This window comes from Auraticoccus monumenti (assembly GCF_900101785.1).
In the GTDB taxonomy this organism is placed as follows: Bacteria; Actinomycetota; Actinomycetes; order Propionibacteriales; family Propionibacteriaceae; genus Auraticoccus; species Auraticoccus monumenti.
Genome location: NZ_LT629688.1, coordinates 2,762,304 through 2,777,394 on the forward strand (window position 1 = coordinate 2,762,304; position 15,091 = coordinate 2,777,394).

Genomic DNA, 15,091 nt, shown 5'->3' on the forward strand with positions numbered 1-15,091 from the left:
TCCGGTGGTGTGGCCCACCGAGGCCGCGTGGCGCGCCACCGTGCCCGCCCTGGTCGAGCGCTGCGTCGCCCGGTGGGGGCTGGAGCTCGGCGCGGAGTACTCCGGCGGCACCGCCGCCTTCGTCGCGCGGGCCAGGACCGCCGACGGGGTGGACGCGGTGCTCAAGGTGTCGCTGCCGCACCGGGAGGCCCGCGACGAGGCCGAGGCGCTGCGACGCTGGGACGGTCGGGGCGCGGTCCGGCTGCTCGCCCGCGACGAGGACGAGCCCTTCGCGCTGCTGCTGGAGCGCTGCGAGCCCGGGACGACCCTGGCCTCCCGTGACGACCTGACAGCCGACGCCCGGCTGGAGGTGGCGGCCGGGCTGCTCTCCCGGTTGTGGGGGACCGCCGGACCGGTGGCGGCCTACGAGACGGTCGGTGCGGTGGCGGCGGAGTGGGCCGACCTGCTCGAGGAGCGGATGCGGGTCCTGGCTCCGCCCTTCGACCCCGGGCTGGTGGCCCGGGGTGCGTCCCTGCTCCGCGCGCTCCCCGGTACCGCCACCCGTGAGGTGGTCGTGCACGGCGACTACAACCCCGGCAACGTGCTGGCGGCCACCCGCGAGCCCTGGCTGGTGATCGACCCCAAACCGATGCTGGGCGACCCCGGCTACGACCTGTGCCCGTTGCTGGTGCAGGTGGACGACCCGTTCCTGCACGCCGAGCCGACCCGCGTCCTGCGGGAGCGCGTCGACCTGCTGGCCGCGTCGACCGGGGAGCCGGCCGAGCGCGTCCTGGCCTGGGCGGTGGCCCGGATGGTGGAGGCCGCGCTGTGGTTCGTCAGCCGGTCCGAGCTGGACGCCGGTCGGGAGGACCTGCGCCGGGCCGAGGTCCTGCTGGGGCTGCTCGAGGGCTGACGTGCCTGGGTGCCGACGCCCATGGGGCGCGGCTGATCCTGCGGGGCAGCGTGACCGGTCAGCCGAGGCGCTGGGTGAGCTGGACCTCCACCTCGTCACCGTCGTCCTTACCGATGGCCCGGCGGACCGGTGCGGCGACCGGCAGCTTGTGGGTGCCGTCGCCGAGGGCCATGAAGGCGCCGGTGAATGGCTCCCCGTCGACCGTCCCGGCGACCTTGACCAGCCCCCGCGTGCCGAACAGCTCGGCCGAGCCCGGGAGCTGGACGCAGATCCAGGTGTCGCCGGGGCGGACCCGGCCGAGGACGGCGGTGAACCGGATGTCGAGGGGTGCCGGGTCAGGCATGGCGTGCTCCTTGGTGTGTGGGCGGGCGGTGTGGTGCAGGCCCTCGTGGATGAGACCCGTGGCGCCCGCGGAAGTCATCCCTGAGCCCGTCCCACGCCCTCCACGGCACCGTGGGGAGATGTGGAGCGTCGGGTCCGGGCGACGCGGGTCCGGTGCTGGGGCCGCTCGCGGAGCTCAGACGTCACGTGGTGCGTGGCTCCGGGGAAGGGGAGCGGTGAACCCCAACCAGTCGGCCGCTCGGACGACGGCCGGCTCGGGAGGGCGGGGCGGTGGCTCGCGGACGAAGCGGGCCCGCACCTGCCAGCGTCCTCCCGACGTCCGGTCCCCCTCGACCGCGGACACCTCCGTGCCGAGGAGGATGGTGCGCGGCGAGCCGGACCAGGTCACCGCCTGGGCGCGGAGGGCGCTGAGCACCTCCTCCTCGGTCAGGGGCCCGTCGAGCTCCCGCCGGGCCACGAACACCTCCTCGGGCGCAGCGCCGCTCGCGGCGGAGACGGCCATCGTCCACGGGACCCGGCCGGAGGAAGCGGCTCGGTGCCCGACGGGACGAAGCCGAGCCAGGTGGCCGCCCTCATCAGGGCCGGCTGCGGCGGGGGCGGTGCTGGCTCGCGGACGAAGCGGGCCCGGGCCAGCCAGCGGCGGGGTGCGCCCTCGAGCAGCGAGACCTCGGTGCCGAGGTGCCGGGTCCTCGGGGAGCCGAACCAGGTGACGGCCTGGTCGCGCAGGGCGGTGGAGGCCTGGCTGGTCAACGGGCCGTCCAGCTCGAGCTGGGCCACGAACACCTGGGCCACGGTGCTCACGGTAGGGGTGAGCGGTCGGTAGGGTGCGGCGGGTGAGTGCGAACCGGTCGAGGCGGATGGTCTTCTGCGGCGTGGCGCTGGAGCGCCTGGAGCTGCTGGCCGCCGCCGGCACCCTGGAGGAGCTGGAGGGACGCGGCCCGACCCGGAGCGTGCTGGCCAGCCACGACGTCCCGCCGGAGGAGTCCGAGGAGGCCGACTACGTCGCCCAGAACCTCGCCTCGCTGGACAGCCTCGCGCTCGGCAGCGGCCCGCGCGTCGTGGTCGCGGTCGACGCCGAGCGCTCCGCGGTGACCGTCGTGGAGGAGTCCATCGGGCGGGTCCGGCTGACCCCCTTCGACTGGTCCTGGGTGACCGCGGTCTTCGTCGACGAGCCGGCTGCGCTGTCCGCGGTGGAGGAGGCGCGGACCGCGATGTCGGGCAGCGACGTCCGCATCGGCGAGGCGCACCAGCCCGAGGCGGTGACCCTGCTGCTGGAGGAGCACCCGCTGCTGTGGTTCCTCCCGCACGAGCTCCCCGACGTCCTCGCCCTGCACCGCTGAGCCCGGTCTCCTGCCGCCGGCGGCACCCTGGTGACACACTGACCCCATGCCACGTTCGATCTGGAAGGGTGCCATCTCCTTCGGGCTGATCAGCATCCCGATCAAGGTGTACGGCGCCACCGAGCAGAAGGACATCTCCTTCCGCCAGGTGCACCCCGCGGACGGGGGCCGGATCAAGTACAAGCGCGTCTGCGAGGTCTGCTCCCAGGAGATCCCCTTCGCCGAGATCGCCAAGGGCTACGAGACCCCCGACGGCCGGATGGCCATCCTGGAGAAGCAGGACTTCGAGGACCTCCCGCTGCGCAGCACCAAGGCCGTCGACGTGGTGCAGTTCGTGGACGCCGACGAGGTCGACCCCACCTACATCAGCTCGACCTACTTCCTCGAGGCCGACGGCCCCGGCGCCAAGCCCTACGTGCTGCTGCGCGACGCCCTGGTCCAGAGCGGGCGGGTGGCCATCGTCAAGGTGGCGCTGCGCTCCCGGGAGACGCTGGCCATGATCCGGGCCAAGGACGACCTGCTGCTGATGCACACCATCCTGTGGCCCGACGAGCTCCGCGACGGCCAGTTCGCCGCCCCGGCCGAGGACGTCTCGGTCAGCGACGCCGAGATCACCATGGCCGGCTCCTTCATCGACGCGCTGTCCGGGCCCTTCGAGCCCGAGCAGTTCCACGACGCCTACCGCGAGGCGCTGGAGACCCTGGTCGAGGCCAAGCTCAGCGGCTCGGCCATGGTCGCCCAGGAGGAGGACACCGGCGCCTCGGCGGACGTGGTCGACCTGGTGGCGGCGCTGCGCGCCTCGGTCGAGGCGGCCAAGAAGCGCCGGGCCGAGGCGTCGGGGGAGCAGGCGGCGCCCGCCGCGCCGGCCGAGCCCGCCGAGGAGGAGGACGAGGCGCCGGCCCGGAAGACCCCCACCAGGACCACGGCCAAGAAGACGACGGCGAAGAAGACCGCGGCGAAGAAGACGACGGCGGCGAAGACGACCACCGCCCGCAAGACCCCGGCGAAGAAGGCCAGCTGAGCCGAGGCGCCCTGCGTCAGCCTCGTGGGCGGTCGTCGGTCAGCGGGGTGAGGAAGTCCGCGAGCGCCTCGGTGAGCGGGCCGGGGGCCTCCTCGGCGACGTGGTGGCCGGAGTCGATCCCGTGCCCGCGGACGTCCTCGGCCCAGTCCCGCCAGATGGCCAGCGGGTCGCCGTACAGGTCCTCCAGGTCGTCCCGCAGCGACCACAGCACCAGCAGCGGGCAGCCCACCCGTCGCCCGGCGGCGCGGTCCTCCTCCTCGTGCCGGCGGTCCACGCCGAGCCCGGCCCGGTAGTCCTCGAGCATCGCCCGGACCACCTCGGGGTCGCGGACCGCCGCCCGCCACTCGTCGTGGTTCTCCCGGCCCATGGTGTCCGGGTCGCCGCGGTACCAGGCGTCGGGGTCGGCGGTGATCACCCGCTCCGGGACGTCGGGCTGGGCGAGGAAGAACCAGTGCCACCACCGGGTGGCGAACTCGGCGTCGGCACGCGCCAGGTGCTCGCTGATCGGGATGCAGTCCAGCAGCGCCAGCCGGCTGACCCGTTCCGGGTGGTCCAGGGCCAGCCGCAGCGCGACGTAGCTGCCGCGGTCGTGCCCGACCACCGCGTGCGAGCGGTGCCCCAGCCGGTCCATCAGCCGCACCAGGTCCCCGGCCACGGCCCGCTTGCTGTGGGCGGCGTGGTCCGGGGTCGGGGCCGGCCCGCGGGAGCGTCCGTAGCCGCGGAGGTCGGGGCAGACGACGGTGTGGCCCCGCTCGACCAGCGCCGGCGCCACCCGGTGCCAGGTGGAGCCGGTGCGGGGGTGGCCGTGCAGCAGCAGCACCGGCGGACCGTCACCGCCGTGGCGGACGTGGACCGACGCCTCCCCGAGGTCGACCTGCTCCTCGACGAAACCCTCGAACACCCCGCCCTCCTCAGCGTCCGCGCAGCCCGGGGAACTCGTCGTCGCGGAACTCCACGACCTCCGGTGCGCCCCCGGCGGCACGGTCCCGGTCGCGCTGCTCCTCCTGCTCGCGCAGCTCGACCCGGCGGATCTTGCCCGAGATGGTCTTGGGCAGCTCGGCGAACTCCAGCCGGCGGATCCGCTGGTAGGGCGCCAGGTGCTCCCGGGCGTGGGCCAGCAGCTCGCCGGCGGTCTCCCGGGTCGGCTCGTGGCCGGGGGCGAGCGCGACGTAGGCCTTGGGCACGGCCAGCCGGAGGGCGTCCGGGGCGGGCACCACCGCGGCCTCGGCGACGGCCGGGTGCTCGATCAGCACCGACTCCAGCTCGAACGGGCTGATCTTGTAGTCGCTGGCCTTGAACACGTCGTCGGTGCGCCCGACGTAGGTGATGTAGCCCTGCTCGTCGCGGGAGGCGATGTCGCCGGTGCGGTAGAAGTCGCCGTCCAGCGCCCCGGACGTCCCGCCCTCCTCGCCCTGGTAGCCGGTCATCAGCGGCAGCGGGCGCCCGGACAGGTCCAGGCACAGCTCGCCCTCACCGACCCCGTCCACCAGCCGTCCGGTCTCGGGGGAGACCAGCACCACCGGGACGCCCGGCAGCGGCCGACCCATCGAGCCCGGCACCACCCGGTCCCCGGGCACGTTGCCGACCTGGGCGGTGGTCTCGGTCTGGCCGTAGCCGTCGCGCAGGGTCAGCCCCCAGGCGTCCTGCACCTGGGTGATCACCTCGGGGTTGAGCGGCTCCCCGGCCCCGACCACCTCGCGCAGCTCACCCGGGCCGGCGGACAGGTCGGACTTGATCAGCATCCGCCACACCGTCGGCGGGGCGCAGAAGGTGGTGACGCGGCGACGCCGCAGCTGGTCGAGCAGACCGGCCGGGTCGAAGCGGCTGTAGCTGAGCGCGACCACGGTGGCCCCGGCGTTCCAGGGCGCGAAGAAGCAGGACCAGGCGTGCTTGGCCCAGCCGGGGGAGGAGATGTTGAGGTGGACGTCGCCCGGCCGCAGCCCGAGCCAGTACATCGTGGTCAGGTGCCCGACCGGGTAGGAGGCCTGGGAGTGCTCGACCAGCTTGGGGCGGTCGGTGGTGCCGGAGGTGAAGTAGAGCAGCATCCGGTCCTCCGGCCCGGTGCCGGGGTGCTCCACCCGGACCTCACCCAGTCCGCGTGCCTCGTGCAGGTCCGACCAGCCGTCCACCGTGCCGACGACGACCCGCAGGTAGTCCCCGGGGACGTCGTCGAACTTCGCCGTGCACGCCGGGTCGGTGACCACGCAGCGGGCCCCGCCGCGGGCCACCCGGTCGCGCAGGTCGGCCGCGCCGGCGGCGGTGGTGGTGGGCATCAGCACCGCGCCCAGCTTGATCACCGCGAGCATCGTCTCCCACAGCTCGACCTGGTTGCCCAGCATCAGCAGCACGGCGTCACCCCGGCCGACGCCGAGGCCGGAGAGCCAGCTGGCCAGCTGGTCGGAGCGGGTGACCAGCTCCTCGAAGGTGAGCTCGGTGGTCGAGCCGTCCTCGTCCACCACCACCAGGGCCGGGTCGTCGTTGCCGCGGCCGATGGCGTCGAACCAGTCCACCGCCCAGTTCCAGCGCGGGCCGACGTCGGGCCAGCGGAACTGCTCACGGGCCGTCTCAGGGTCGCCGTACCAGCCGAGCAGCTGGTCCCGGGCGGCGCGGAAGGCCTCGGTGGCCGAGGACGTCGGAGTGCTCATGGGCCATGCCTACCGCATCGTCGGCGCCGCCCGACAGACCCCGGGGCGGCTGCCGCGGCCCGGGATAGGGTCGCGGCATGGATGCACGCACCTCGGTCCCGCCGCCCGTCAACGAACCCGTCCGCAGCTACGCCCCGGGGTCCCCGGAACGGGCCTCGCTGGCCGCCCGGCTGGAGGAGATGGCCGCGGCCGAGCCGGTGGAGCTGACCGCCTGCATCGGCGGCGAGCGCCGGCTGCCCGGCGGGGAGTCCTTCGAGGTGACCATGCCCTCGGACCACCACCACGTGCTCGGACGCTCCGCCCACGCCACCGCCGAGGACGCCGCAGCCGCGGTCCAGGCCGCCCAGGCCGCCGCCCCCGGCTGGGCCGAGCTGCCCTTCGACGAGCGGGCCGCGGTCTTCCTCCGCGCCGCGGACCTCCTGGCCGGTCCCTGGCGCGACACCCTCAACGCCGCCACCATGCTGGGCCAGGGCAAGACCGTCCAGCAGGCTGAGATCGACGCCGCCTGCGAGCTGATCGACTTCCTCCGCTTCAACGTGGCCTTCGCCGCCCAGATCCACGAGGTGCAGCCGATCTCCTCACCCGGGGTCTGGAACCGCACCGACTACCGCCCGCTGGACGGCTTCGTCTACGCGATCACCCCGTTCAACTTCACCGCCATCGCCGCCAACCTGCCCACCGCCCCGGCGCTGATGGGTAACACGGTGGTCTGGAAGCCCAGCCCCACCCAGCAGCTGGCCGCCTCCCTGACCATGGACCTGCTCACCGCGGCAGGGCTCCCGGCCGGGGTCATCAACCTGCTGCCCGGTGACGGCCTGGCCGTCTCCGACGTCGTGCTGCCGCACCGCGAGCTGGCCGGTCTGCACTTCACCGGCTCCGCGGCCACCTTCCAGCACCTGTGGCAGGAGATCGGGCGCAACATCTCCGGCTACGCCGCCTACCCGCGGATCGTGGGGGAGACCGGTGGCAAGGACTTCATCGTCGTGCACCCCAGCGCCGACCCGGCCGTCGCCCGGACCGCCATGATCCGCGGGGCCTTCGAGTACTCCGGGCAGAAGTGCTCGGCCGCCTCCCGGGCCTACGTGGCGCGGAGCGTGTGGGACCAGATCCGCGGCGAGCTGGTCGAGATCACCGACGGGCTGGCCGTCGGCGACGTCCGAGACCTGTCCGCCTTCACCTCCGCGGTGATCGACCAGCGGGCCTGGACCAAGCACCGCGACGCCATCGAGCGGGCCCGGGCCGACGCCACCTGCGAGATCGTGGCCGGCGGCACCGTGGACGACTCGGTGGGGTGGTTCGTCCGGCCGACGATCATCGTCTCCGACGACCCCGGCAACGAGGTGTTCAACACCGAGTACTTCGGCCCGATCCTCGGCGTGCTCGTCTACGACGACGCCGACTTCGACCGCGTCCTCGAGGTGGTCGACTCCGGGGCTCCCTACGGCCTGACCGGTGCGGTGATCGCCGACGACCGCGACGCCGTGCTGCGGGCCAGCCGGGCGCTGCGCCACGCCGCCGGGAACTTCTACGTCAACGACAAGCCGACCGGGGCCGTGGTCGGGCAGCAGCCGTTCGGGGGCTCGCGGACGTCGGGCACCAACGACAAGGCCGGCTCGATGTGGAACCTGATCCGCTGGACCAGCCCCCGCTCGATCAAGGAGACCCTGGTGCCGCCGACCTCGGTCGGGTACCCCCACATGGGTCCGGAGGCGTCGTGATCAGCCAGCTGGTGACCGGCGACGCCGCGAAGGCCGAGGAGCTGGTGCAGGTGCTGGCCGCGGCCGGGTACAGCGCCGAGGCCGTTCCGGGGGTGGCCACGGCCGCCGGTGGGGCCGCCGACGAGCACGTGGTCCAGACCGACGCCCCGCTGGAGCTGCTCGACGAGCTGGCCGCCGAGACCGGGGCCCGGCTCGAGGCCGCGGACCCGATGTCGGGCACCCGGACCGCGGTCACCGACCTGCCCTGACGACGGCGACCGGCCCGACGCGAGCTGCGTCGGGCCGGGGCGGTCGGGGACGAGCCGGGCGGGTGGTCGGCGGCCGGTGCGAGCCGGCCGGTCGGTGATGGCCGGGATCAGCCGCGGGCGAGCCAGCGGCTCCCGACCTCCTGGTGGACGTCGACCCCGGCCAGCACGGCGGGCGCGGCGGACTGCTCGAGCTTCTTGCCCAGCAGCGGGATGTTGACCTTGAGGTCACCGGACACGGTCAGGACCGACCCGCTGCCCGCGGCGGCCAGCTCGGTGGTGCCCTTGACCGTCACCGGCTGGCCCGGGACGGTGATGTTGATGGTGCCGGTGCGGCTGCCGTCAGCGGCCGCGGGGCCCCAGGAGATGTCCTCGACGACGTCCATGGTGGGGCCGGTGAACTTCGCCGCCGCCGAGGGGGCGTCCAGGGTCCGGGTGGTGCGGGTGGTGCTGCCGTCGACGGAGACGGTGAACTTGTGGGCCTTGCTCGCCTCGCAGACCTCGGTCAGGTAGGCCTCGTCGGTCAGCATGGCGTAGGCCTCGGCCGGCGGGGCGGGGAACTCTGCTCGTGTGGAGATGTCCATGGGCCCCATCATGCCGTGACCCGCAGAAGTGGTCGCTGAGCGCACCCGTCTGCCGCATGGTCCAGAGACGTCAGCTGGGTGACCGGTTGTGCACAGGCCCGGGTCGCGGCGACGAGACCTGTGGACGAGCGGCGCGCCGACCACCGAGCTGACGACGGTGCCGGCATGACCAAGGACTTCGCCCCACACTCCGAGCTCATCCGGCGCTTCCCCCGACGCGACCTGGACCGGGCGGTGGCCGCCGGGCGCCTCGTGCGCGTCGCCCGCGGCTGGTACAGCGTCCCCGGCGCCGACCCCGCCGTCACCACCGCACTGCGGGTCGGCGGACGGCTGGGCTGCCTGAGCGCCGCCCGGTTCCACGGCCTCTGGGTACCGCCGGACCCCGACGTCCACGTCCTCGGTCGGCGCGAGGGCCCCGACGTCACGTCCCCACGCGGGGTCGTGGTGCACCCGGTCCGGGCGTGGAGCGGGGGCGACCCAGTGGTGGGGGTGCCGGCCGCGATCCAGCAGGTGGCCCGGCACCACGACCCGGAGACCGCGCTCGTCGTTCTCGAGTCCGCGCTCAACCAGGGCCTCCTGCAGCGGGCCGACATCGACGCGCTGACGGTCGGACGTAACGCACGCACCCGGGCCCTGCTGGCCGAGGCGATGGCCTCGGCGCAGTCGGGCACCGAGACCCGCGTCCGCAGGTTCTTCGAGTCCCGACGCGTGCCTGTGCGGCCACAGGTGCTGGTGCCTGGGGTCGGGTACGTGGACCTGCTGGTGGGGCGCTCCCTGATCGTCGAGTGCGACAGCGTGGCCCACCACACCGCGGCAGCCGACTACGCCAACGACCGGCGTCGGGACCTGGTCGCGGTGGGACGGGGGTACCGCGTCGTCCGGCTGACCCACGCCCAGGTGTGGGCCGTCTGGGAGCAGACCCAGGACGCGCTGTCCGGGCTGGTCCGGGCCAGGGAGCACCTGCGTCGGCTGCGCGGTTGATCCGCAGAACCGGTCGCTCAGCGGACGTCTCCGCACCATCGTCGAGTGGTGTGCGCTCAAGGGCCGGTTGTGCACGGCACGGCGGCGCGTGCCACCCGCTGCCAACCACCCACGCCCGCTCCGGGAAGCACCTTGCTCGCTGCTCCGGTTCACCACGCGAGGGCGTCCGCTGCAGGCGTGGCGGGCAGAACCGGTCGCTCAGCAGACGCCTCTGCGCGATGGTCGAGTGGTGTCCGCTCACGGACCGGTTGTGCCCGGGCCCGCCGTCGGGGGTCGCCCGGCCGGTCACCCGGGTCCCCTATGGTGAGGGGCGGGCACGGCGTCGTGCCTCACGGCCCCGGACGCGGAGGGCACCGGGTGGAGCAGATCGGACACCGAGGACAGTGAGCACCGAGACCGCCAGCACGCCGGCCGGACCCAGCGCGACGCCCGCCGACCCCGACCCCACCGACCTCAAGCAGGACCGGATCGCCGAGCTGGCCCGCCGTGGCGCCGAGCTGGCCGGGGCCATGGGCCAGGACCAGGGCCGGGCCGAGGAGTTCCTGCAGCACTACTTCCGCCACGTCGACGCCGACGAGGTGCTGCTGCAGCGCGACCCCGACGACGTCTTCGGCCTCGTCGTCGACCACTTCCGGCTGGCCAGCACCCGCACCGGCGCCGACCCCGTGGTCCGGGCCGGCACTCCCACCCGCGCGGACGGTGGCTGGGCCGCGCCGGAGGGAGCCTCGGTGCTGCAGCTGGTCAACCTCGACCGGCCCTTCCTGGTCGACTCGGTCACCATGGAGATCGCCCGCCAGGGCTGGGTGATCCGCGAGCTCTTCCACCCCCAGTTCTGGGTGGTGCGCGACGACCAGGGACGTCTGCAGTCGGTGCTGCACGCCCGCCAGGCCGCCGAGGACACCCGTTCGGTGGCCGAGTCCTGGATCCACGTCGAGGTGGTCCCGGCCGGGTCCCGGCCGGTGCGGGAGGAGGACCTGCAGCAGCTGGTCGAGGGGCTGACCCAGGTGCTGGAGGACGTCCGGGTCGTGGTGGAGGACTTCGGCGCCATGCGCGAGCGCGTGCTGGCCGCCTGCGAGGACCTCGCCGACCGCGAGATGCCCGTCACCGAGGAGGAGCGCACCTCCGCGATCGACCTGCTGCGCTGGCTGGCCGAGGGCCACTTCACCTTCCTCGGCTACCGCGACTACGAGCTGGTGGTCGGGGACGCCGTCCGCCGCTACGAGCCGGTCCCCGGCACCGGGCTGGGCATCCTGCGCGACGACACCGACGTGCCCGGGCGCTTCCACGCCAACCCGCCCACGGCCGAGCGCCCGATGCTGGTGGTGGTCACCAAGGACAACCTCCGCTCCCGGGTGCACCGGCCGGCCTACCTGGACTACGTCGGCGTCCGCCTCTTCGACGCCACCGGCCGGGTGGTGGGGGAGCGGCGCTTCCTCGGCCTCTTCGCCCACTCCGCCTACACCGAGCCGGTCACCCGGGTCCCGGTGCTGGCCAGCAAGGCCGCCGAGGTGCTGGCCCGCACCGGCTACGCCGCCGACAGCCACGGCGGCAAGTCGGTGATGCGGGTGCTGAGCAGCTACCCCCGCGACGAGATGTTCCAGACCAACGTGCCCGAGCTGGCACCGATCGTGGAGGAGATCGCCCGGCTCCGCGAGCGCCGCCAGGTCCGGGTGTTCGCCCGCCGCGACCCCTACGGCCGCTACCTGTCCTGCCTGGTCTACTTCCCGCGCGACCGCTACACCACCGAGGTCCGGCTGCGGATCGAGTCGGTGCTGCAGCGGGCGCTGGGGGCGGAGTCCGTGGAGTACCAGGCCCAGGTCAGCGAGTCGGTGCTGGCCCGGCTGCACCTGGTGGCCCGGATGCCGGCCGGTCGCCGGCTGGGGGCCTACGACGTCCCGGCGCTGGAGCGCGAGCTCACCGACGCCACCCGCTCCTGGAACGACCTGCTCCGCGACCAGCTGGCCCAGCACCCCGACCTGCCGCCCGTGCCGGAGCTGGAGCGGATCTTCCCCGAGGGCTACAAGGAGGACTACGAACCGCGCCAGGGCGTGCTCGACCTCGCCGCGCTGCTCGCCCTCGACGACGCCCCCGACGAGGCCGACGCCGACGCCCCCACCCGCTCGATGGCCCAGGCGATCTACGTCCCCGACGCCGAGGACGACCCGGCCGACCTCCGGCTCAAGGTGTTCCGCACCACCCCGATGCCGCTCTCGCAGGTCCTGCCGCACCTGAGCGCCTTCGGCATCGACGTCCTCGACGAGCGCCCCTACGAGCTCCGGCTGCCCGGCGGCCGCCGCGCCTACGTGCTGGACTTCGGGCTGCGGGTCCCCGGCGGGGTCGCCGCCCTGGACGAGCGCTGGCGGGCCCGGGACCGGGACCGGTTCACCGACGCCTTCGCCGCCGTGCACAGCGGGCGGATGGAGAGCGACGCCCTCAACCGGCTGGTCCTCGCGGCCGGCCTCACCTGGCGGCAGGTGTCCTGGCTGCGGGCGGTCGCGCGCTACCTCCGCCAGGCCGGGATCAGCTTCAGCCAGACCTACATCAGCACCGCGCTGGTGGCCAACGTCGACCTGGCCCGGCTGCTGGTGCGGCTCTTCGAGGTCCGTTTCGCCCCCCGCGACGAGGCCTGCACCCCGCCGGACGAGTCCGCGGTGGAGTCGGTGCTGGACCGGATCCGGGCGGGCCTGGACGACGTGGCCAGCCTCGACCAGGACCGCATCCTGCGCGCCTTCCTGGCCGTGGTGATGGCCATGGTGCGGACCAACGCCTTCCAGCCCGGACGCGCCGCACTGGCCTTCAAGCTGCTGCCGACCCGGTTGCCGGACCTGCCGGCCCCGCGCCCGGCCTTCGAGATCTTCGTCTGCTCCCCGCGGGTCGAGGGCGTCCACCTGCGCTTCGGCGCGGTGGCGCGCGGTGGTCTGCGCTGGTCCGACCGCCCGGAGGACTTCCGCACCGAGGTGCTCGGCCTGGTCAAGGCCCAGATGGTGAAGAACACCGTCATCGTCCCGGTCGGGGCCAAGGGCGGCTTCTACTGCAGGCAGCTGCCCGACCCCGGGGACCGCCAGGCCTGGCTGGCCGAGGGACAGGCCTGCTACCGGCTGTTCATCTCCAGCCTGCTCGACGTCACCGACAACATCGTCGTCGGGGAGGTGGTGCCCCCGCAGCGGGTGGTGCGCCACGACCCGGACGACCCCTACCTGGTGGTCGCCGCCGACAAGGGCACCGCCACCTTCTCCGACCTGGCCAACGCCATCTCGCTGGAGCGCGGGTTCTGGCTGGGGGACGCCTTCGCCTCCGGCGGCTCGGTGGGCTACGACCACAAGGGGATGGGCATCACCGCCCGCGGGGCCTGGGAGTCGGTCCGCCGGCACTTCCGCGAGATGGGGGTGGACTGCCAGCGCGAGGACGTCACCGTCGTCGGCGTGGGCGACATGTCCGGTGACGTCTTCGGCAACGGGATGCTGCTCAGCGAGCACATCCGGCTGGTGGCCGCCTTCGACCACCGCCACGTCTTCCTCGACCCCGACCCCGACGCGGCCACCTCCTTCGCCGAGCGGCGCCGGCTCTTCGGGCTGCCCCGCTCCAGCTGGGCCGACTACGACCCCTCGCTGCTCTCCGAGGGCGGCGGGGTGTTCCCCCGCACCGCGAAGTCGATCCCGGTGCACCCGCGGGTCAGGGAGCGGCTCGGGCTGGACGAGGGCGTCACCGCGCTGGCCCCTCACGACCTGCTCTCGGCGATCCTGCGCGCCCCGGTGGACCTGCTCTGGAACGGCGGCATCGGCACCTACGTCAAGGCCGCCGCCGAGACCTCCGCCGAGGTGGGGGACAAGGCCAACGACGCCATCCGCGTGGACGGCGCCCAGCTGCGTGCCCGCTGCGTCGGCGAGGGCGGCAACCTCGGTCTGACCCAGCGCGGCCGGATCGAGTACGCCGCGGGCGGGGGCCGGATCAACACCGACTTCATCGACAACTCCGCCGGGGTGGACACCTCCGACCACGAGGTGAACATCAAGATCCTGCTGGCCGGGGAGATCGCCGCCGGGAGGCTGGCGCCGGAGGAGCGGGAGCCGCTGCTGGCCTCGATGACCGACGACGTCGCCGCCCTGGTGCTGGAGCACAACTACGACCAGAACCTGGCCCTGGCCAACGGCCTGCAGCAGTCGACGTCGATGGCCCCGGTGCACGAGGCCTGGATGCAGCAGCTGACCCGGGTCGGCCTGCTGGACCGGACCATCGAGAACCTGCCCGGCACCGAGGAGATGACCGCCCGGATCGCCGCCGGGCGCGGGCTGACCTCACCGGAGCTGGCCACCCTGCTCAGCTACACCAAGATCTGGCTGGAGGAGGAGATCCTCGCCACCGACCTGCCCGACGACCCGTTCCTGGCCGACCGGCTGGTGCAGTACTTCCCGCAGGCGCTGCGCGAGGGCCACCGCCAGGGGATGTCGGAGCACCGGCTGCACCGCGAGATCATCACCACGGTTGCGGTCAACCGGTTCGTGAACTCCGCCGGCATCACCGCGGTGCACCGGCTGGGGGAGGACACCCAGGCCACCGCCCAGGACGTGATGCGGGCCCAGCTGGCCGCCCGCTCGATCGTCAGCGCCGGGCGCCACGAGGTGCGGCTGCGCCAGCTCGACCACGTGGTCGACGCCGGGCTGCAGACCCGGCTCCGGCTCGAGCTGCGGACGGTGGTGGAGCGCAGCACCCGCTGGGTGCTGTCCAACCGCCGCTCCCCGATCGACATCCAGGCCGTCATCGAGCAGTTCGCCGACGGCGTGGGCCGGATCAGCCAGGCGATGCCGCAGCTGCTCACCGGGCGGGAGGGGGCGCGGTTCGCCGACCGGCTGTCGGAGCTGGACGCCCTGGGCATCGGCGACGAGCTGGCCACCACCATCGCCGGGCTGCCCTTCCTTCAGGGGGCGCTGTCGGTCGTGCAGGCCGCCCAGCAGGCGGGCCAGGACCCGGTCGTCGTGGCGCGGGTGCACCACCAGCTCAGCGAGCTGCTGGGGCTGGACCGGCTGCAGCAGCGGGTGGCCGCGCTGCCCCGCACCGACCCGTGGGACGCCCTGGCCCGCAACGCGTTGCGTGACGAGCTGGGGGTGGTGCACACCCAGCTCACCTCCGAGGTGCTGCGCCACCTGCCCGACGAGGGCGGCGGGGACGAGGTGGCCGTGGCGCTGGAGCGGTGGGGGGCGGAGACGCCAGGGCTGGAGCCCACCACCCGGTCGCTGGCCGAGATCTGCGCCGAGGAGCCCACCCTGGCCCGGATGTCGGTGGGGCTGCGGATGGTCCGGACGCTGCTGGCCGCGCTGGGTTGAGG

12 protein-coding genes are annotated in these 15,091 nt (G+C 73.9%); 7 read left to right on the forward strand and 5 right to left on the reverse strand.

The window, feature by feature from the left end; translation table 11 throughout:
- Positions 1-4 precede the first annotated feature (4 nt).
- A complete protein-coding gene (locus BLT52_RS12860; RefSeq protein WP_197679033.1) occupies positions 5-892 on the forward strand; it encodes an aminoglycoside phosphotransferase family protein in 888 nt (295 codons plus the stop codon).
- Between the two features lie 58 nt (positions 893-950).
- Here the strand turns inward: BLT52_RS12860 and BLT52_RS12865 are convergent, their stop codons facing one another.
- Together BLT52_RS12865 and BLT52_RS12870 are read right to left on the reverse strand one after the other, a co-directional pair.
- Positions 951-1,235, reverse strand: a complete 285-nt coding sequence (locus BLT52_RS12865; protein WP_090596730.1) for a DUF1905 domain-containing protein — start codon at positions 1,233-1,235, stop codon at positions 951-953.
- A gap of 174 nt (positions 1,236-1,409) precedes the next feature.
- The gene (locus BLT52_RS12870; protein ID WP_090594134.1) at positions 1,410-1,736 is read right to left on the reverse strand and encodes a hypothetical protein; all 327 of its coding nucleotides are present in this window, start codon (positions 1,734-1,736) and stop codon (positions 1,410-1,412) included.
- Between the two features lie 331 nt (positions 1,737-2,067).
- Here BLT52_RS12870 and BLT52_RS12880 point away from each other — a divergent pair, with 331 nt between their 5' ends.
- Both BLT52_RS12880 and ku read left to right on the forward strand, forming a co-directional pair.
- Positions 2,068-2,574, forward strand: a complete 507-nt coding sequence (locus BLT52_RS12880; RefSeq protein ID WP_157677120.1) for a DUF6912 family protein — start codon at positions 2,068-2,070, stop codon at positions 2,572-2,574.
- Between the two features lie 46 nt (positions 2,575-2,620).
- Complete coding sequence (gene ku, locus BLT52_RS12885; protein WP_090594139.1) at positions 2,621-3,595, forward strand: non-homologous end joining protein Ku; 975 nt, start codon at positions 2,621-2,623, stop codon at positions 3,593-3,595.
- A 16-nt stretch (positions 3,596-3,611) separates the two neighbouring features.
- Here the strand turns inward: ku and BLT52_RS12890 are convergent, their stop codons facing one another.
- Both BLT52_RS12890 and BLT52_RS12895 read right to left on the reverse strand, forming a co-directional pair.
- Entirely contained in the window at positions 3,612-4,496 is an 885-nt protein-coding gene (locus BLT52_RS12890; protein ID WP_090594140.1) for an alpha/beta fold hydrolase, read from the reverse strand.
- Between the two features lie 10 nt (positions 4,497-4,506).
- The gene (locus BLT52_RS12895; protein ID WP_090594142.1) at positions 4,507-6,240 is read right to left on the reverse strand and encodes an AMP-binding protein; all 1,734 of its coding nucleotides are present in this window, start codon (positions 6,238-6,240) and stop codon (positions 4,507-4,509) included.
- A gap of 77 nt (positions 6,241-6,317) precedes the next feature.
- Between BLT52_RS12895 and pruA the strand changes: the two genes are divergently transcribed.
- Complete coding sequence (gene pruA, locus BLT52_RS12900) at positions 6,318-7,958, forward strand: L-glutamate gamma-semialdehyde dehydrogenase (RefSeq protein WP_090594143.1); 1,641 nt, start codon at positions 6,318-6,320, stop codon at positions 7,956-7,958.
- Positions 7,955-8,206, forward strand: coding sequence for a hypothetical protein (locus tag BLT52_RS12905; RefSeq protein WP_090594145.1), 252 nt, complete (start codon positions 7,955-7,957; stop codon positions 8,204-8,206). The genes pruA and BLT52_RS12905 overlap by 4 nt, the downstream gene beginning before the upstream one ends.
- Positions 8,207-8,313: 107 nt before the next feature.
- On the opposite strand, the gene BLT52_RS20860 is transcribed toward BLT52_RS12905, so the two are convergent.
- The gene (locus tag BLT52_RS20860) at positions 8,314-8,787 is read right to left on the reverse strand and encodes a DUF2505 domain-containing protein (RefSeq protein WP_157677121.1); all 474 of its coding nucleotides are present in this window, start codon (positions 8,785-8,787) and stop codon (positions 8,314-8,316) included.
- A 165-nt stretch (positions 8,788-8,952) separates the two neighbouring features.
- Here BLT52_RS20860 and BLT52_RS20865 point away from each other — a divergent pair, with 165 nt between their 5' ends.
- Positions 8,953-9,768 carry a hypothetical protein gene (locus BLT52_RS20865; protein WP_157677122.1) on the forward strand — a complete coding sequence of 272 codons (816 nt, stop codon included), beginning with the start codon at positions 8,953-8,955 and terminating at the stop codon, positions 9,766-9,768.
- Between the two features lie 383 nt (positions 9,769-10,151).
- On the forward strand, positions 10,152-15,089 hold the full coding sequence (locus BLT52_RS12915) for an NAD-glutamate dehydrogenase (protein WP_231946300.1): 4,938 nt from the start codon (positions 10,152-10,154) through the stop codon (positions 15,087-15,089).
- The last annotated feature ends 2 nt before the right edge of the window (positions 15,090-15,091 follow it).